The sequence below is a fragment of the Sporomusa sp. 246TCP1 genome, from assembly GCF_057319775.1.
The window spans coordinates 423,284-442,500 of record NZ_CM170492.1 but is presented as its reverse complement, the minus strand read 5'-3'; the positions used below and the strand labels follow the sequence as shown (position 1 = coordinate 442,500).

Genomic DNA, 19,217 nt, shown 5'->3' with positions numbered 1-19,217 from the left:
CAACCCAGTTTATTGGCTGGACTGCGGTAAACACCTTTATTGCTGCCATTTCAGTCAGTTTTATCTGTAAGGAATGGCTAGGTATGCCGGCCTTTGGTGAACCGGGCGGCAATACAACTATGCTCATTGGCATCGCCGTCATGAGCATCCTGCATCTGCTCTCGATTGCTACCGGTCATCGTTCAGTCAAAATAGTGGAACGGATTGGTGTATTCCTAGTATTGATTCTTGGTGTTTGGGAAACAATTGTCGTACTCCAAAACATATCGCTGGAAGCTATTATGAACTGGCAGCCACCAGTGGACAAACGCATGCCGTTAGGTTCGGCAATGGATGTTATGGCTGCCTTTAGCCTCGGCTGGGTACCGGCAATCGCAGAATTTACCCGCTATGGCAAGACAAAAGCCACGGCAACTATTGCACCGATGATTGGTGCAAACTTAGCTTTATTCTGGTTTGCCTTTGTCGGCATCATTGGCACCATTGGTATGGCAATAACCACCGGCGTCTATGACCCCAATCACTCTGACCCCAGCACTATTGTTAGCAAATTAGGATTAGGCAGCGTAGCACTCCTCGTCATCATTATCACCAGCACCACTGCTAATGCTGTAAACCTTATGGCTGCCGGCATATCGCTTACTAATATAACAAAAAAGCTTTCCCCGATCACCTCACTCTGGCTGGTAACCTTTGTGGCCGCTGGGCTTACTGTCGTTCCCCTGTTTCTTTCCAGCTTCCTCCACTCTTTTATTCTCTTTCTGGATTATATCGGTATGGTCTTTGGCCCAATCTTCGCAATCTTAATTGTCGACTACTATTTTATCCATAACAGGAATTATGACCCGGCGGCTTTAGCTGAACACCGTGGAAAATACTGGTACAGCAATGGCTTTAACAAAGTGGCACTCACCATCTGGGTTACCGGCGTAATTGCCTTTCTACTACTGCAAAAACAACCGCTCTTTGTAAGTAGCATCGGCGCTACCTATCCTGTAATTGTTCTGACTGGAACGCTTTATTATATTGCTGCCAAACTGCAGGCTGCCGCTCATACCGGCAGTACAGCCAAGGAGGACGCAAATGCTTATTAAAAACGCCCGCCTGCGTGATCAGCAAGGGTTGTGGCAGATTCAAATTGAAAATGGTACTATTCGTTCTATCTCCCCCAATACTAACGACCAAACATTCTCTGGCAATATCCTGGATGCCGAAAATGGCTTAGTAATCCCACCGTTTATTGAACCGCATGTTCATCTGGACACAACATTGACAGCAGGACAGCCGCGCTGGAATGAAAGCGGCACTCTGTTTGAGGGCATTGAACGGTGGGCAGAAAGAAAACAGCTGCTATCGCCGCAAGATGTTAAAGAACGAGCAATAACCACCCTAAAATGGCAAGCGGCACAAGGGATTCAATATGTACGAAGCCATGTTGACATTACCGATCCTGCCTTAACTGCACTCAAAGCTTTGCTTGAAGTAAAAGCCCAAATTGCGCCTTGGATGGAGCTACAGCTCGTCGCTTTTCCACAAGAAGGTATACAGTCCTATCCTCAAGGAGCAGCACTGTTAGAAGAAGCGTTGCGTCTGGGGGCCGATGTTGTCGGCGGCATTCCTCATTATGAATTTACCCGTGAATACGGGGTCGACTCAGTCAAGACAATATTTAAACTCGCTACAAAATATGATCGGCTGATAGACATCCATTGTGACGAGATTGATGATGAGCAGTCTCGGTTCATAGAAGTAGTCGCCGCTGAAGCTTATCGCCACGGGATGGGCAATAGAGTAACCGCCAGTCACACTACAGCCATGCACTCCTACAACAATGCTTACACTTTCAAACTGTTTAATTTACTAAAGTTATCTGGCATCAACTTTGTTGCCAACCCGCTTGTCAATATTCATCTCCAGGGCAGATTTGACACGTACCCTAAACGCCGCGGCATCACCCGCGTTAAAGAATTGTGGGAAGCAGGCATCAATATCTGCTTTGGCCATGATGATATTCTTGACCCTTGGTACCCGCTAGGTACAGGCAATATGCTCCAGGTACTCCACATGGGACTTCATGCCTGCCAACTAATGGGCTACAGTCAGCTTAATAAGGCCTTAGACTTAATAACAGTCAATAGCGCCCGCACCCTTAACATCAGTGACCGGTATGGAATTGCTGAAGGGAAACCTGCTAATTTGATCATCCTGCCTGCCGACAACAGCTACGATGCACTTCGCCGCCAAGTACCAGTACGTTACTCACTACGCCAAGGACAGATCATTGCAGAAACAAAGCCCAGCACTACAACTCTTCACTGGAATACTGAAAAACCGGAGACAATTACCTTCAAAACTAAATCTTGACGTATTTGTCTGTGGTATTTCCGAATAGGTTTCAATTCCTTATAGGTAGACCAATTACTAAAAGTTAGTTATGTATTTTGATAGCATAGTTTATCTACAAGAACTTGAAGCATATAGTTAGACATGCTGTTAATTACCTGCCTGTAGGACTTCCTCCAGAATCACGCCTCTACTAGCGTGGTTTTGCCTTTGTACCTGCAAGCAACCCATACCCTGTGAATTTTTACTTCCCAAACCACAATCTACTGCGATTTGCAATAATTTCTGAGGTCCAGTCACTTGCAACAAGCCGGAGTATCCTTTAATCACCGTTCCCTTGTACTGATGCACATTCAGTTTGACTGCCCCTTTTGAACTGACTTTTACTCGCCCGGCTGGGGCTTCTTGCCCATAAAATGCTTTATATTTTTTTTGCAGATTAGCAGTAATGAGCGCATCATAATCTGGATCGCCCGGCTGAAAATAAACCGTATATTTCCGGCCATCCGGTCGCAGCACGGTAGAGTACATTACAACCGGCGATAAAGTCTTCACAACCATGCTGTCATTTTTTACTTTAATTGACTGAGCACTTACACTTTCAATTGCAATGACATTAGCACCTAACCGTATTTCTCCCTGCTGCAATAACCCATCAGCCAATGACTCCACAAAAGCACTCACTGGTGAAGTAATTATCAATTGTATGTTTTGCGGAAACAGTATCCTGCCAGAGTGCCTGTCTATATTATAAAAACCGTTAAGCCGGGAAAAACAAAACAGCCTGTATATACGGCCATTCACAATAAAACCTTGCTGATGCAGAAAAGATGCCATACTATTATCCATTACATTATATATGGCACTTTGGACAATATGGTTGTAATCAACCGGTAAGTTCACTGTTTGTCGGGGTTTCATAACAATAGTAATATGCATATTTTTTATCCTTTAATATTAAATTGTACGAAAAATTTCGCTATAACCATGTATTTGCTACTTTTTGCCAAATACCTTCTTGCATAACCTGAAATTTATTCAATACATTATAAAAGGAACTTGCAACAACTATTTTATCGTTGCAAGTTCCCTTTATTTAGCCTCTAACAGCATTGATTCATTCAACTCGAGCTGTTGCTCCTTGCGGGCTTATATTCCTTTTTTCATCAAGGTATTTAAAAATATTTGGAATTATCGCCGCAATCGGCTGTTGGAACAACATAAGTAAAGCAATGGGAACCGCCACCGCTGGCGGAAAGTATGTAACTGCGATGACAAGCCCGCAAGTGGCATTGCGCATACCGACACTATATATCATGGCCATCGTAATATCACGAGAACGATTAGGCACGCATAAAGAACCTACATATCCTAGAGCGTAGGCGGACACGACCATAATCAACGCAACCGCTGTCATTTGTATAATATCCCATGACAAATGAATGGCGGGTGACACGAACGCACCGTTAAAAAATATTACAACAAACAAAGCCAGTTTAGAAGTTAGTCCTCCAATACCTTTTGCAAAGGCAGCTGTTTTGCCGCCTGTCCAATCATTAAGCACCATTCCTAGTATACTCGGAATGGTCACCATCAACACCAGTTGGATAATCAAGGAGGTATAATTAATCATGACCGCCTGACCTACTATAATTTTATAGTATACTGGCAATAGCGCAGGAACAATAAGTGTATCAAGGGTAACTGCCACGAGAGATATTGATACATTACCCTGGGTAAGAGCTGTCCACATAACTGATGTAACGCCTACAGGAATGGCGGCCGCCACTAATAACCCCAGTTGCATTTCGGGCGAATCTGCGTAAAGCAGATTGCCCAAAAACCAGGCAGTCAACGGCGTCATAATATGTATAAGCAGTATCACCCACAATGGAATCCATGGTTTACCCATCACCTGAATAAAGCTTTTCAAACTTGTACCAAGCGCAGTAACAAAAGTCATGTAAGCAAACAATACAACAAGGAGATAACGGACATACTGACTATCCGGAACTCTCATTAAAAAGCCCAATACGAGTGCCGTTACGACCACTAAAAACATTCTTTTCCCCAACCAGTTGTTTATTGCAGCAATCTCTATCTTCATCACAATTCCCCCCTTCAAAATTCATTTTTTTCAGTGGCCCTAATTAAACCACCCTACCCAATTCGGGTTACTGGAGCCCTTAATCTCACTCGATAACAACGCCCCGCTCTCGAAGAGCTTGGTCAACCCATGTGCGATCCCACACCATATTGGATATATCTTCCACAACTTTATGCTCCATGCGAGATTTAGCTCTGGATTTTTCCAGCAAACTTTCGGCATCACGCGGGTTAATGACGACAATACCATCCTCGTCACCGACGAGGATATCTCCGGGATGAACAACAACTCCGCCACAAACGACAGGAACATTAAGTTCCCCGGGTCCGTCTTTGTAAGGCCCGGCCGGTGTAACTCCTGCCGCATAGATTGGCATACCCATTTTTTTTAACGCTCCAATATCACGAATGGCACCATCAATGATAAAGCCACCAATGCCTCTTTGCTTTGCCCATAAAGCCATTAATTCTCCCATAATGGAATTAGTCAAATCACCTTGGGCATCAACTACCACAATATCGCCGGGTTGGGCAAGATCAAGTGCTTTGTGAAGCATAAGATTATCACCAGGACGTGACTTTACAGTAAAAGCAGGTCCAAGCAAAGGCACGTCATTAATGGGACGAATTTTTGCATCCATGCACGACATACGGTTCATATTGTCTGCTATATTGGCTACCGGAAGTCCTGCAAAACCATCAATTAAAGCTTTAGGCGGCCTACTGATATGCAAAAAAATACGCATTCCTACATTTGACATTACTCATCACTCCATTCTTATCATTTTATTTATGCACTCAAGATACCAACTTTTTGTTATATTGAAAACTTATTAACCGCACCTTGCAGCTCATCAGCCGTTTCCACCAATGCCTGACTAGCCTTTTTTATTTCCTCTACAGAGGCAACTTGTTCTTGGGTGGCGGCTGAAACCTGCAGAGTCTGATTGGCGTTGCTTCGACTCATACTGTCAATAGCCTTGATTGCGGTCTCGATTTTTGGGCTACTCGCTGCCATGTGCTCTATCGCGGCGGAAATACCCTGCATTTGCTCAGACACCTGATTGGTCATGGAAATAATTTTATTAAACGTCTGCCCAGCCTCACTTACTATATCAGTTCCTAATTTCACCTCGGCGTTACCTTTGCTCATAGCTACAACCGCTTTATCGGTATCTGTCTGTATTTCACCAATAATGTGAGCAATTTGCTTAGTTGCACTTTCTGACTGTTCGGCTAGTTTTCGTACTTCATCGGCCACTACAGCGAAGCCGCGTCCCTGTTCACCAGCACGTGCCGCTTCTATCGCCGCATTTAATGCCAATAAGTTAGTTTGATTTGCAATACCGGATATAGTGCCAATGATTTTACCAATTTCCGTAGAACGTTCAGCCAATTTCGTCACCACTTCGGCCGAGGTTGCGACGCTGGTTTCAATGTTGCGCATTTGAACAACGGCATTTTCAATTGAGCTTCCACCGTTTGCAGCCAACTGTGCGGCTCCTTCTGATACCGATGCAACAGTAGCGGAGTCAGAAACAATTTGTTGAATGTCCGCAACAATCTGCGTGACAAACCCGGTAGTCTCATTGGCTAAATCGACCTGCTTTTCTGCACTATCGGCAATCGCATCAATTGCGCTTGTCACTTGTTCAGCTGTAGCAGCTGATTGTTCTGCACCGGCAGTTAATTGTTGGGAAGCGGCAGAAACAACTTCAGCAGAAGTAGTAACATGCCTAAGCAAGTCTTTGAGCCCGCTAGCCATTGCGTTGAAATTTTGCGCCAATTTGCCAATTTCGTCATTTCCTGTGTTAGTAATATTTACATTCAGATTCCCGTTTTTTATGGTTTCTGTCGCAGTTACCAATTGCGTGATGGGCTTAGTTAGCCGGTTAGAAAAAACAATACTAATGAAAATGACCACAGCCATCGTAATCGCCAGAACAATCAGATTGCTGATCAGCATCTCTTTAGTAACGGCATTATATTCTTCATAATCTTTTTCCATACAAATAGTCCAATGTGTTTGTGGATCATAACTATAACTTACAAGTTTGCGAACACCATTTTCTCCCGCTATTTCTTCCGTACCGCTTTGCCCCGTAATCGCTTTCTGGACAAAGGGAATACGACTCATATCTTTGGCCTCGGCTGATATGTTGTCATTCGGATGAACAATAATGTGCCCCTCCTGATCCAGTATGTACGCTGTGATACCATTGACTGATCTTTTCGTAACAAAGTCTTTAAAAGCATCGAGGTTCATTGCTGCCTGTAATACACCGGCAATGGTTCCGTTATCTGAACGTACAGGTGTAGCGAGTATCACGATAGGCTTGCCGGTTGTTGTGCTTACAAGCCATTTTGAGGCAACTTCTTCCTTACCGTTCATAGCTTCTTTATAAAACTCCCGCTCGGATACTTTCCCCAGCTTAATGTCATCACCTCTTACGACTTGGACCCCTTTAGCATCAGAAAGTGCCATCCCGATATCGGTATATACTTTTTGAACGTCTGCAAGCTCTTGTTTAGCAGCCTGTAGATCGAAATTTTTTACGGGAGCGGTATGGGAAACCGCTTTAATAATCTCCATATGCTTGTTGATATAAGACTGTGTCTCGGTTTTGAAAACTTCAGCTTTACCAGCATTAACCGCATAATAATCGGCCTCCAGCGGCTTGATAAATAGAAAATGAGAAATAAATATCGATACGAGTAAAGGAATTCCGCTAATGAACATGAGTAGTATAATGATCTTTTTTTTCATTGCTGTATTGCCTCCTATGGAAATGTGATAATAAAATAGACTCTTCCATATCAATTGCTATAGTTAGAGCAGCTATTCACTTATACGTAGAGTAGGGCTGATTCTCAATCGCCCTATTGCCACTGAGAATCTCTTGGGAATAAATATTAAAAACCCAGTCAAATGCCAGGGTTTCAATACCTATTTTAGGGCAACTTGGCAGTCATAGACCGATAATCCTTAGACCCATAGCTTTGCGTCCTTACTTTTCAATAAGTTTGCCAAATATTTTTTTAAATATCTTTGACAGGCGGACTTGTCTCGCATTCGCCTTGAAAAGCCCAGCATGCAGCCTTGGGAATCTCCATAGTCCTTGTTAACGTACAGCGGACCGCCCGGGTGACTGAGCAACATTTCTAAAATACTCCTATTCCAGCAGTACATCATTAACTCAGCGCTAACTTTCAAAGACATAGATCACCCTCACTTTCATTTTACCAATTGATTACAATTTGAGTTTAGCATAGTACAGGGAAAAGTATTTTAAGAGTATGTAAAAATATCGTTAAGTTATGTGAAACGGCATCCATGGCCGAATTTGCATCAGTATTTAATACATTAAATGTTTTGGTTGTCCGGGCAGTGAAAAAGGCACTCTTTTGAATGATAGATTCCACTATTACTTTTCTTTCTTGCAATCCTTGGCATTTTCTCCCTCCGCTATCCTTTTTCTCCAGTTTAGCATAAAAAAAGGAAGCAATAGAACCATCCCTGAACTTCTGGGCTGGTCATAGCGATAGTCTTAAGTGCTGCTGCAGGTGGTGCAGCAGCACTTAAGACTATCGCCAACAAAACTAAAATAAGCATGAATTTTCTTGTTACTTGTAACAACATCTTGTACATTTTCTCCTATAGAATCTCAGGAATGGTTATCCTGATTCGCTTTCTAACGAGAGCTATTAGACAAAAATAATACAAATTCTCACATGTTGGAGAGCAACCCAAAACCAAAAATTACTTTGCCCCCGCATTAGTTAGGACACTAATCATTTCCTTATTATTTTCTTGTTTAGCAAGAGAAAGGGCTGTAGCATTATTTTTTGCTTTTTTATTGACATCCGCCCCCTGTGACAAAAGTTCTTTTGCATTTTCAACATTATTGTTGAGCACCGCCATCATTAAAGCAGTAATTCCTGTACTAGCGTCAACCGCATGGATATCTGGTTTTTTTGCCAATATCAATCGGACAATCTCAGTATCCTTTTGCGCCACCGCCATCATCAGCGGTGTTGCTTCAAAGTCTTTTGAAATAAAACGCGCATTCACATCCGCACCTTTATCCAGCAAAAACTTAATAGTATCCTGCTTTTCTTTTACTTTCCCGTTCCCGAGAATCGCAGCAAACAGTGGTGTCATTTCGCCCTTAACCTTGCTCTTAATATTTATATCAGCCCCTTTTTCAACAAAAAGTTTGACTATTTCCAGATTACCGCTTGCAGCTGCAGTTACTAACGGACTCCCACTGGCATCCGTAACATTCGGACTCATTCCTGCCTCGATAAACAGCTCAACAACATCCATATTTTGGTCCTCTACTGCTTTTACAAAGCTTTGTTCATTATATTGAATTTTTTTATCGGATAAATCCTTCTTGGCATCCTCTGGGCTTCTTGCACACCCAGAAAGCAATAATGCCACCGCAAGTACTCCCACCATCAATATTCTTATTCTCATACTTTCCACACTCCATCTTATATTTATTAAATCGGTTTTATTGCTTGACATCAAAAATGGTAACACATAATAATCCTTGGCGATACTATCCGAAAGTATATACTTAGCTTTGTGACTTGGCCGAAGGTTTTCAGTCAGCAATATGAAACTTGGCTAGGAGACACTTGGGACGTTCCTGTGCGCCAAAAAGTGCACAGGAACGTCCCTACTTGTCCCCCTAGCGCCGGACAGGTTTAGAATTTGCCTTTAACTAGCGGGTCTTTGCCTCCCTGCTGCCTGAATAAGAAAAATTCTTCAAATACTTCCCCCAATCTCTGGATAGTATCCGTTGTATCTTTTCCCTCTTTATACAGCCGATCAAGTTCTTCAGATAGCTCCCAAATTTCATCATATAGCTCAGTCTCTTGTTTCTTACAATCCAGGTATCTTCCAAACAAACTTACCACCCCTCCTTATTTTATCTGGAGGCTTCTATGCCCTCCTGTAATCACCCATAAAGGGGAATTTTACAGGAGGAAATTAAAAAGGATCACATATGCAGGATTATTTCTACCCTACACATGCGATCCAAATCGATTTTTGCAACAGTATCAAGATACAGGAAGCAACCCAAATAGCAGAACCCGTCAGCGTGTCCTGCCAAACCTGTATCAAGATATGATACCATCGAATATTGCATGCAGTCGCACAGCCTCTGCCTTTCGCGCCAATCAATCATTACACCACGATTGTCAAAACTTGTAATTCAGCTAGCAACCGGGTATAATAAGAATGTCGTCGTGGACAGTTCGCTGTTACGTGTAGGTGCCTGTTCACCTGCTCGTGCCTATAGGTGTTCCCGCACCTATGGGACACGGCGACCTTACTTTTTAATTTCCACCTATTACTAATATTAGTACTCTTTTACATAGATTGCAAGCGTATTTTGTCTCGTTAATATAAATTATTTTCCAACCGGACAATTGCATTCACACTGCCGGCAATATTTTATCACTTTCATTACGCGCTCATAGTCGGCAACCATTTCTGGCTGCCCCAACGCCTCATCAATACCCATCTGGACATTGCAGGCGATACGGCTATAGTTTCCTTTACGGCCAGGCAATTCATTTCTGCCATATTCCGCGGGGGTATACAAAATTTCCGCAAACGCCTGCTGGGGACAGCTGCGAATGCAACGTTCGTCGCAATTTTCACAGGGATCAAACTGTAAAGGGCCTGTTGATGGCAACACCAAATCAATTATGAACGCCCTCAATCTAACCCGGGAACCATATTCGGGCGTTAGTAGCAAATTGTTTTTGCCAATACAACCTAAACCAGCCAGCACAGCTGCATCTTTCAAAAAAATCCCGCCATTATTAATATGGTATTTTAAATGCACCGGATTTAACGCGTATTCTGTTTTTAGCCATTGGCAAAGTTTATCAACAATTTCTATTAGTTTTTTATTGCCAAGCGGACTAATGTTATCATACCAATAGTCTAACTCCGGTTGCTCTTCCGGATGTACATAAGCTACAACAATTACCGATTTTGCTTCTTCCGGCCATGCTACTTCACTTGTATTTTGAGATTTTTTCTCACCACTGCCAACACCTTGGTATGTAGGCATTTTAGGTGTTACCGTAAATGAAGGAGCTGTTTTTAATGCCGCAACAGAAGTAATTCCAACAAGACTAGCGCCAAAGTCCTTGGCCTTTTTCAATATCTTTGTAGTTAGTGCTTGCGTTTCAATCTCAGTCATAAAGAATGTCCTTTCGATTTTATTAGAGAACAAAGACACACCATAGTTGTGTCTTTGTTCATTTGTATATGCTTATTGCGGCGGCTTTTTCCCGAACCACTTTACATAGATTTTTTCATATTCACCATTTTTCTTCAATTCATCCAATGCTTTATTTACTTTATCGCCCAGTTCAGGGTTTTTCTTAGAGGTTGCAATTCCGAGGGGTTCTGAATTCAGCGACTCACCTACAATTTTGGCATTATTACCGCCTGCATGGAGAATATAATATTCATTTACTGGTAGATCGTTAATTACAGCATCCACGCCGCCAGTATTCAGTTCTAAAAAAGCTTCTGCAATTGTGTTAAACTCGGTAATTTTAGCGTTATTAATCTTTCTAGCTTCATCTGCACCAGTAGAACCAATTGACACGGCAATGCGCTTACCTTCCAGGTCTTTGACGGACTTCACTGTATTATTATCTGTCCTTACAACGATAGACAAGCCAGCTATATAGTACGGTTTGGAAAAATTAACCTTTTTAGCTCGTTCATCATTAATTGTCATATCTGAAATGGCTACATCGATGCTTCCGCCATCTAACGCCGGAATCAAACCATCGAAATTCATGCTCTGAATTTGCACGTCGTAACCAGCCTGTTTGCCAATTGCTTTGATTATATCAATATCAAAGCCGATATACTCTTTAGTTTTTTCATCTTGAAAACCAAAAGGAGCATAAGTGGTATCAGACCCCACCTTCAATATTTGCGTTTTAGCTGCAGGTTGTGCCCCGCACCCGACTAGTACTAGCATTAGTACAACCACGCATAAAGCGACAGCAGTAATATATTTTTTTGACATTAAATAGCCTCCTAAAAATATTTTCCCCTTTTTCATTTACTAAAACTATAATTCATATACCACCCCATTAAAGTCCTAGATATATTAAAGGCCAAAGCTTTACCTTAAAAGGCGAAGCTTTGGCCTTCAGTATATCTGATCAACCAAATTAGTATTAATTTTATTAATTATAGCAATTAACTTATGTACTTGTCAATAATCACCTTATTTGTTAGAAACCTTTGAAAGTTTACCCCATTCCGATCATATTTTCGACTAAAAAAAGCTACGGGACGGTTCTTTTGCTCCTATGCCTTAAACACAAGGCTCTGATTGAGACCTGTTACTCTTGCTATTTGGCGTTGCGTTACACCTTCGATACTTTTAATTTTTCGTATTATCTTATCCCGACTGGCTTTTTCCATTGATTGCAGCTCTCCAAGTGATTGCCCTTTTAAGATTTTTTGTATTTCTTTATACAAACGTTCATCTTTTATCTTTTGCAGCTTCTCCTCTATATCAAGAAATTTATCATCACTATCCTGTTTCATAAACGCTTGCCATCTTTGTCGGGCTATCTCTTCGCATTCGTCAAATATCTTTAGAATAAATTCCGTATTAACCATATCCCCAAGATATTTATTCGAGTCGCTATACTTTCTACAACTACTCCACATATAGTCTTCTGCCTGCAATACCAGTTGTGCATTTACTGGATTATTATGTATATATCTTAACACGCTTAGCAAATATGCGTCACTGTCTATAGGTTCACTCTTATACCTATCTTGAAATACATGTCCGACCCTCTCCTGCTTTTTGTTATACCAGCTAGCATAGCTAACTCCTACACGCTTCATTATTGACTCCAAACTCTCTACTTTTTCATGCAGCAACAAATGTACATGATTATTCATTAGGCAATATCCATATAGCTCAAATTTACTTATGTCTTGCGCTCGCTTCAGTCCTTCTAAATACTTTGTATAGTCTTCCTCTTCGTGAAATAAATCCTGACGGTTTATTCCCCTCACTATAACATGATAGATACCGCTTTTACTTTTTTTTCTTGCAGTTCTTGGCATTTTCTCCCTCAGCTATCCTTTTTCTCCAGTTTAGCATAAAAGAAGCAAGGAAGCAATGGAAGAACGAAATCGCTCACGCGATGGCCTTGGTAGTCTCCCGTAAATAAAAATTTCATGAAAAATGTAAAAAGTACGCCCTTTTGTGGTATTGTTTAATCGCCAAACCAAACAAACCAGAAAGGAGGAACGTACTTTTTACTTTATGATTATACCATGTCTTAAGATTGAAATACATACGTTTTTTAACACAGCTAGAGCTCCTCCTGATGCCATGAATTGGCTTCACAAAACCCAAAAAATCAGGAGGTAGTATGTCTATGCAACAATATAAACAAGAGATTGAGCTATACTTTGAACTTAAAGGAACTCCGGAATCTTCACGAGAATCCTATTTGCGAAGAATCTTTGCCTTCATCAATTATATGCAAAATCAACACAAATGCATGGAAAACGTTACAGATAGTGATATCCAACAATATATCCTCTATCTCAAAAAGGAAAAGGGTCTGTCAGCGGGAACCATCAATTGTTACATTTCTGCTGTCAAATTCTTTCATACCTGCATCATAGGTAAAGAGTGGAACCCCTTAAAAATTCCCCGGATGAAAAGAATACGTAAATTTCCAGTCATCCCACCTAAACAAGATGTACTGGCAATATTAAATAAAGCTGCGAATCTAAAGCATAAAGCTATTTTAGCATTACTATACGGTAGTGGCCTCAGGGTCAGCGAAGTAGCTAAATTGAAGATTTGTGATATTTGTAGTAAAAGTATGCGCGTACGGGTAGAAAACGCCAAACATAATACAAATCGATACACCATCTTATCAGAACTGGCCCTTGATGTATTGCGAAAATACTTCCGGGCATATTTTTCAAGCTACCAAATGGACGATTGGTTGTTTCCAGGACAACACAAAGGTGAGCACATTAACGTTAAGTCCATCAAAAATACCATCATTAAGCTGCGCAACCAGTTGCAAATGGACCAGAATATTTCTGCCCATACGCTTCGGCACTGTTTTGCTACACATACATTAGAAGATGGGGTCGATCCCGTGTTTATCCAGCAAATGCTGGGGCATAAAAATCTTCAGACTACAATGACGTACCTGCATATGACATCGAAAAGCCTTATGGGCATTAAGAGTCCTCTTGATACTGGAAACAGCAACCCCAAATGACTACTGTACAGGATGTTTTCCTTAAGTTTTATCCCCAGTATGAACAAAGCTATGCTCCATATATACAACAAGCCAAAGCCGTTAGTGACATCATGCGCTGCAGGACAGCAGCTTTAGGTGGTCATACGTTTGAATGCGAAGAATGTGGCCATATAGTTGTTCGTTACAATTCATGCCGGAATCGGCACTGCCCTTTGTGTCAGGGTATTAATAAGGCAGTTTGGGTAGACGCAAGAAGCAAAGATATCCTCACTGCCCCTTACTTCCATGTTGTGTTTACCTTACCATCACAGCTTCAGCCATTGGTTTATCAAAACCAGGAATTGCTTTATGGCTTGTTGTATAAAGCGGTAGCCCAAACCTTGGCGGAACTTTCCCAAGATACCAAATATCTTGGTGCACAGATCGGCTTTTTTTCCTTGCTGCATACCTGGGGACAAGATTTGCACTATCATCCGCACATCCATACTGTGGTATTGGCAGGTGGACTAACCAAAAACAATCAATGGCGAAACAGCAGCAAGAAGTTCTTCATTCCAGTAAAGGTGTTAGCTAAAAAGTTTCGAGGTAAATTTCTTCACCACATCAAGCAATACTACCGCCAAAACTTGCTGATGTTTTATGGAGATGCCCAGAAATATCAACAGCCAAAATGTTTCCGGGATTTACTCAAACAGTGTTATGCCAAAAACTGGTACATTTACTCTAAAAAGACTTTTTCCGGACCACTCGCTGTTGTCCGATATTTGGGGAGGTACACGCACCGGATAGCCTTATCCAATACGCGCATTGTCGCCATGGATGAACATACGGTGACAATTACCGTAAGAGACTCTAACGACAACAACCAGACAAAAACGCTAACGCTCAGTGGCGTTGAATTCATCCGGCGATTTTTACTGCATGTACTTCCCAAAGGTTTTGTCAAAATCAGGCATTATGGACTCCTTGCCAACCGAAACAAAAAGACCAAGCTGGAACTAAGCAGAAAACTAACGTTAAGTCCAACCTACAAACCAAAATTTGAAGGTCTTACAACTGTTGAGATTCTATGCATTCTTGTAGGCCGGGATGTAACGAGGTGTCCTGTATGTGGAAAAGGTAAATTACAGGCAAGCTATTCGTTACCCAAAGAGGCATCGCCTTAATAGTTGCAAAAATTGAATAGATACTGCCAAGACCCGTTTGTGGGGAGGGGGAAGGTATGTCCAATCAAGACAAATGAAGCCCAATTTATTACAAATCAGCAAAGTAAAGCACAAAAAAATGTACGAAAACAGAAAAAATTAACGATCAAAAACCAAGAGAAAAAGATTGAAATTCCATAGCTGGGCAGCCCGCGACTTCATTCTTCTGAGGCAATCAAAAATTTTGCGCGTAGATAGTTTTGTGGCTCAACTGGCAGCCGGGAGCTGTTAATTGAGCCTTTTTGCGCGCAAAACTTCCGATTGATACCTTCAGTAGAGTAGAGGCCTACCTCACGGCGGCCCCCCTCTCAGAACCGGACGGGCCCAATTAAGGCATCCGGCTCTTCCACAGCATTCACTTACAGTTAGCCATACATATCTACATAGATTCTTGCCTCGGCAATTGCGAATCGCTCCTCAATCTTTGCAAACCCATCCCAGTTCACGCTCTTCTTCTGGCTCCTGCGGTTGAGGACCTTAAACAGTTTTCGCCGTACGAAATACCGGAATGCTTTGATTCGCTGCAGGTTGCCGGTAATCCCGTAATAGCGAAAATGGCCAATTAGTTTGGCATTTAGCTGCTTGATTAAGTCCCCAAGCTCGGTATGCATATTCTTGCGGACCCATTCTGCGAGGACTTTTAGCTTCACAATGAATTTCTTCTTGCTTGTTTTCCGCTTGACGCTGTAGTTCCCAGGCTTGCCTTTGCTACAGTAATGGCTGAACCCGAGAAAGTCAAAGGTCTCCGGTTTGCCATCGCCTCGTCTGGCTCGTCTTTCTTCGGCAAATCGGCCAAATTCGAGTATCTTCGTTTTCTCTTGGGCAATCTCAAGGTTGAATTTCCCTAGTCTGTCTATTAGTTTCCTATAGAAGGCTTCTGCGTCGTCTTTGTATTGAAAGAAGCAAACAAAGTCGTCGGCATACCGGATGATATGGGCTTCGCCTCTGCTTTCACGCTTTATGTTCAGAGTGAACCATAAGTCGAGTACATAGTGCAGATAGACGTTTGCAAGCGTTGCAGACACGACCCCGCCCTGCGGCGTTCCTGTATCTGTCTCGTATTCTACGCCTTCTTCCATAACGCCCGCCTTGAGAATCCGGCTTATCAGCCGCAAAAGGTTAGGGTCTTGTATGCGTTCTTGCAGACACCGCATCATCCACCCGTGGTCGACGTTGTCAAAGAATCCCTTAATGTCCGCGTCTACCACATAGCTGACCTTCTTCGTCTCAATAATTCTGCCGACTTCTTTTAGCGCATCATGGCAGCTTCTTCCCGGCCTGAATCCATAGGAACAGTCGAGAAATTCTGTTTCGTAGATGACTGTTAGAATTTCGTTAAGGGCTTTCTGCACCACTTTATCCTCGTAGGACGGAATACCTAGCGGACGCATCTTGCCGTTTCCTTTTGGGATATAGACTCGCTTGACAGGTTGTGGTTTATACGCTTGCCGTTTCATTCTTCCCAGAAGATCGTTGATGTTTTCTTCTAGCTGCTTGCCATATTCCTCTTTGCTCATTCCGTCTACGCCTAGGGCTTTACCTGCTTTTAGCGCCTGATGAGCGGCTTTCAGGCTTTCTTCGTCAATAGCATGAATCAGGGTTTGCAATTTGACTTTTGGTCGCTGTTTGGCTAATTCGGCTATCCTTGTTAGTTTAGTTCCCAATGGTTTCTCTGCCTCCAGTGCAGCATTGTTTCCCTTTTCAAGGTCACTGCTTCGTAGCGCCCTTCCCTCCGCAGGCATTACCCTGCATCCTCAGTATTATAGCGCATTCCGACTCCCTGCCGTCTATTTGGCCTCCTCGTCTTCGACTTGTCCGCCATACTCTCGTTAGAGGGCGGCAGGGTCTCCCAAGTTCACACAGAGTAATGATGTGTAGCATGCCAAGACCTTTGACCCCGGGGAGCTGAATTTAGCTCGCCTTTTATCGCTAAACTCAGTGTTGTCTTCTGCTGGTTCTAAGGCATCGACCTACCCATTTGGGGATTTCGGGGCTCTACATCTTCAGCTCTCGCTTTCGGCCTACTACCTTTCTTGCCTACGCTTAGACCTGGCGTTACCGCTTCAGTCCCAAGGCTAGATACTGAGTGGCTGGCTAAGCCTTCTCAGGCGGGACTCCCACCCGCTATACTCTGTGCGCTTCTTGGCGCACAGAACCGTCCCCGAACTTCTCTAGAAACAGATCGCGTGTATCGGATCAAACGGCAAAATTTGATATCAGAATGAATACTTCATAGAAATAGCTGCGGCTCCATACACCACATTACCATTTTTATTTCCACCGCCTGGCAGGACGTCGATATTGAATCCAACCGGAGACTCATTGCCAGTAGTAAAGTGTAAGGCTCCAATGATAGGTTTTACCGGATTGACTGAATTATATCCTCCACTTAAATCAAGACCTATGACAACGCCAGTATGTAACCCTACTACACGAAATGGCGTATATATACCGCCTACATAAAAGGTATGTTTTCTAAGGGAGTTGTTAAATAATCCAGCCGTTACGACAACATCTTTTCGTAATATATACTCCAATCCAAACCCATGATTATGTTCATTCAAATCAGGACTTGAACTAGGAAAGTGCTTTGTAAACACAGGTATAGTAACCGCCATAGAATTCTCCGCAGCTTGTACAATGCCACATGTAAAAAAAATGAATAATACAAGCAACAGCGAAACTCGCATAGTAAACCTCCTTAACTTATAACCCAATATCAAGTCTCATTCTAGCATCACTACAATTGTTTGCCTACTGGTATATAGCGTCAAATTTTCAACTGGATAAGTACAACCATCGGCTAACGCTTTCACCAAAGACCCGACGTTAGCCGGGTTTTCTAATGGACCCTTCATTAATCTGCTTTATGCAGTTTAAATTCCATCCCTTCATAAACCCTGACCGATTTTCCCCGCTCCAGTAATTCGTGTTGAATCCACATTGTTTGTTTCAGCAGCAGCTCTTGGGCAATATTTTGCTCCATAATAATTTCGTTCAACCGAATTAGCGCCAGCTTTTTATTCATCCACATATAGTCTTCTGCCTGCAATACCAGTTGTGTTTACTGGATTATTATGTATATATCTCAACACGCTTAGCAAATATGCGTCACTGTTTATAGGTTCACTCTTATACCGATCTTGAAATACATGCCCGACCCGCTCCTGCTTTTTGTTATACCAACTAGCATAGCTAACTCCTACACGCTTCATTATTAACTCCAAACTCTCTACTTTTTCATGCAGCAACAAATGTACATGATTACTCATTAGGCAATATCCATATATCTCAAATTTACTTATGTCTTGCGCTCGCTTCAGTCCTTCTAAGTACTTTGTATAGTCTTCCTCTTCGTGAAATATATCCTGACGGTTGATTCCCCTTACTATAACATGATAGATTCCGCTATTACTTTTCTTTCTTGCATCCCTTGGGATTTTCTCCCTCCGCCATCTTTTTTCTCCAGTTTAACATAAAAGAAGAAAGGAAGCAACGGAACCGTCCCTGAACTTCCATCCCTGACTGGTGTATGAAGTTTGACAATACCGAGGGAGCCGCAAATCAGACTAAGCTGTTCATTAGCATAGGTAGAACCGTTGTCGAGATACAGTTTGATACAAAGTCCATAACGTGCAATGGCTTCCTTTAAAACCAATTGGAAGTTGAATGCATTGTCTTCATAAAAGAAACGTGCGCCTACGATTAGGCGGGAATGGTCATCTACAACATGAATGAGATAAGTACGCCGAAGCTTGCCATCTTCGCGGATGTAGGATGTGTAGCAGGTGTCGGCCTGATACATAGCGCCCGGGTAAGCTTCCTCAAAAGCTTTGCGATCCTTCTGATTGGGATTAACGGCTGACTTCAAGTCATTATGTTTGATGAAACGCTGGACGGAGGAAAGTGACACCTGCGACTGGTTGAGGAAGCCGTCTTCAACGAGCTTGTGGTAAATGAGGGTAGCGTTAATCCTGGGGAACTTTTCTTTGAGGCGATAGATTTCATCAATAGCAGAATCGTTGAGTACACGGGTCTTTCCAGAATCAGAACGTTGTCTTGGCATAAGACCATCCATGCCCATTTTCTTGTAATACTCTTCCCATTTTTCAAGGGTTTTAGGGTTGTAGCGAATGGTCTTGCCGCTTGGGAGTGTCAGATCGTTTTCAGTAACCCTGCGGTAGTACGCGGTTTTGGTGGGGTCAGAAAATATGCTTTGGATGACAGGAGCAATCAAAGCAAATCTGAAGTATGCCGCGT

General features: G+C 42.5%; 18 protein-coding genes and 1 riboswitch (1 of these 19 cut by a window edge). Of the genes, 4 read left to right on the top strand and 14 right to left on the bottom strand.

What is annotated here, in order from left to right; translation table 11 throughout:
* Together AC1ECB_RS02140 and AC1ECB_RS02135 are read left to right on the top strand one after the other, a co-directional pair.
* Nucleotides 1-1,094, top strand: partial view of a cytosine permease gene (locus tag AC1ECB_RS02140; protein WP_485667252.1) — the 3' portion only. Its footprint begins 322 nt before the window's first position; the window shows 1,094 of its 1,416 coding nt (coding positions 323-1,416); its start codon lies off the left edge, out of view; it ends in the stop codon at nucleotides 1,092-1,094.
* Entirely contained in the window at nucleotides 1,084-2,364 is a 1,281-nt protein-coding gene (locus AC1ECB_RS02135; RefSeq protein ID WP_485667251.1) for a cytosine deaminase, read from the top strand. The genes AC1ECB_RS02140 and AC1ECB_RS02135 overlap by 11 nt, the downstream gene beginning before the upstream one ends.
* A 129-nt stretch (nucleotides 2,365-2,493) precedes the next feature.
* Here AC1ECB_RS02135 and cas6 read toward each other — a convergent pair whose 3' ends face one another.
* From cas6 to AC1ECB_RS02090, 9 genes are all read right to left on the bottom strand, one after another.
* Nucleotides 2,494-3,282 (bottom strand): CRISPR-associated endoribonuclease Cas6, encoded by a 789-nt coding sequence (gene cas6, locus AC1ECB_RS02130; protein WP_485667250.1) that lies wholly within the window; start codon nucleotides 3,280-3,282, stop codon nucleotides 2,494-2,496.
* Between the two features lie 178 nt (nucleotides 3,283-3,460).
* On the bottom strand, nucleotides 3,461-4,450 hold the full coding sequence (locus AC1ECB_RS02125; RefSeq protein WP_485667249.1) for a bile acid:sodium symporter family protein: 990 nt from the start codon (nucleotides 4,448-4,450) through the stop codon (nucleotides 3,461-3,463).
* 85 nt (nucleotides 4,451-4,535) lie between these two features.
* Complete coding sequence (locus AC1ECB_RS02120) at nucleotides 4,536-5,210, bottom strand: RraA family protein (protein WP_485667248.1); 675 nt, start codon at nucleotides 5,208-5,210, stop codon at nucleotides 4,536-4,538.
* A gap of 56 nt (nucleotides 5,211-5,266) precedes the next feature.
* Nucleotides 5,267-7,216 (bottom strand): methyl-accepting chemotaxis protein, encoded by a 1,950-nt coding sequence (locus AC1ECB_RS02115; protein ID WP_485667247.1) that lies wholly within the window; start codon nucleotides 7,214-7,216, stop codon nucleotides 5,267-5,269.
* Nucleotides 7,217-7,402: 186 nt separating this feature from the next.
* A riboswitch (cyclic di-GMP riboswitch) is annotated at nucleotides 7,403-7,488 on the bottom strand.
* 721 nt (nucleotides 7,489-8,209) lie between these two features.
* On the bottom strand, nucleotides 8,210-8,929 hold the full coding sequence (locus AC1ECB_RS02110) for an ankyrin repeat domain-containing protein (protein ID WP_485667246.1): 720 nt from the start codon (nucleotides 8,927-8,929) through the stop codon (nucleotides 8,210-8,212).
* A gap of 233 nt (nucleotides 8,930-9,162) precedes the next feature.
* Nucleotides 9,163-9,366, bottom strand: coding sequence for a hypothetical protein (locus AC1ECB_RS02105; RefSeq protein WP_485667245.1), 204 nt, complete (start codon nucleotides 9,364-9,366; stop codon nucleotides 9,163-9,165).
* A 506-nt stretch (nucleotides 9,367-9,872) separates the two neighbouring features.
* The gene (locus tag AC1ECB_RS02100) at nucleotides 9,873-10,676 is read right to left on the bottom strand and encodes a 4Fe-4S binding protein (protein ID WP_485667244.1); all 804 of its coding nucleotides are present in this window, start codon (nucleotides 10,674-10,676) and stop codon (nucleotides 9,873-9,875) included.
* 72 nt (nucleotides 10,677-10,748) lie between these two features.
* Nucleotides 10,749-11,522, bottom strand: coding sequence for a basic amino acid ABC transporter substrate-binding protein (locus tag AC1ECB_RS02095; protein WP_485667243.1), 774 nt, complete (start codon nucleotides 11,520-11,522; stop codon nucleotides 10,749-10,751).
* Between the two features lie 287 nt (nucleotides 11,523-11,809).
* Nucleotides 11,810-12,586 carry a transposase gene (locus AC1ECB_RS02090; protein ID WP_485667242.1) on the bottom strand — a complete coding sequence of 259 codons (777 nt, stop codon included), beginning with the start codon at nucleotides 12,584-12,586 and terminating at the stop codon, nucleotides 11,810-11,812.
* A gap of 311 nt (nucleotides 12,587-12,897) precedes the next feature.
* Here AC1ECB_RS02090 and AC1ECB_RS02085 point away from each other — a divergent pair, with 311 nt between their 5' ends.
* Nucleotides 12,898-13,770, top strand: a complete 873-nt coding sequence (locus AC1ECB_RS02085) for a tyrosine-type recombinase/integrase (RefSeq protein ID WP_485665399.1) — start codon at nucleotides 12,898-12,900, stop codon at nucleotides 13,768-13,770.
* Nucleotides 13,767-14,918: an IS91 family transposase gene (locus tag AC1ECB_RS02080; RefSeq protein ID WP_485665747.1), complete on the top strand. Its 1,152-nt coding sequence runs from the start codon at nucleotides 13,767-13,769 to the stop codon at nucleotides 14,916-14,918. The genes AC1ECB_RS02085 and AC1ECB_RS02080 overlap by 4 nt, the downstream gene beginning before the upstream one ends.
* A 404-nt stretch (nucleotides 14,919-15,322) precedes the next feature.
* Here the strand turns inward: AC1ECB_RS02080 and ltrA are convergent, their stop codons facing one another.
* The 5 genes from ltrA to AC1ECB_RS02055 form a co-directional block, all read right to left on the bottom strand.
* Nucleotides 15,323-16,699 carry a group II intron reverse transcriptase/maturase gene (gene ltrA / locus AC1ECB_RS02075; RefSeq protein ID WP_485664894.1) on the bottom strand — a complete coding sequence of 459 codons (1,377 nt, stop codon included), beginning with the start codon at nucleotides 16,697-16,699 and terminating at the stop codon, nucleotides 15,323-15,325.
* A gap of 474 nt (nucleotides 16,700-17,173) precedes the next feature.
* Complete coding sequence (locus AC1ECB_RS02070; protein ID WP_485667241.1) at nucleotides 17,174-17,647, bottom strand: hypothetical protein; 474 nt, start codon at nucleotides 17,645-17,647, stop codon at nucleotides 17,174-17,176.
* Between the two features lie 167 nt (nucleotides 17,648-17,814).
* A complete protein-coding gene (locus AC1ECB_RS02065) occupies nucleotides 17,815-17,985 on the bottom strand; it encodes a hypothetical protein (protein WP_485667240.1) in 171 nt (56 codons plus the stop codon).
* Nucleotides 17,978-18,322, bottom strand: a complete 345-nt coding sequence (locus AC1ECB_RS02060) for a transposase (RefSeq protein WP_485669256.1) — start codon at nucleotides 18,320-18,322, stop codon at nucleotides 17,978-17,980. Before AC1ECB_RS02060 ends, AC1ECB_RS02065 begins: the two co-directional genes overlap by 8 nt.
* 23 nt (nucleotides 18,323-18,345) lie before the next feature.
* Nucleotides 18,346-19,194 (bottom strand): DDE-type integrase/transposase/recombinase, encoded by an 849-nt coding sequence (locus AC1ECB_RS02055; RefSeq protein WP_485667239.1) that lies wholly within the window; start codon nucleotides 19,192-19,194, stop codon nucleotides 18,346-18,348.
* Between the last annotated feature and the right edge of the window lie 23 nt (nucleotides 19,195-19,217).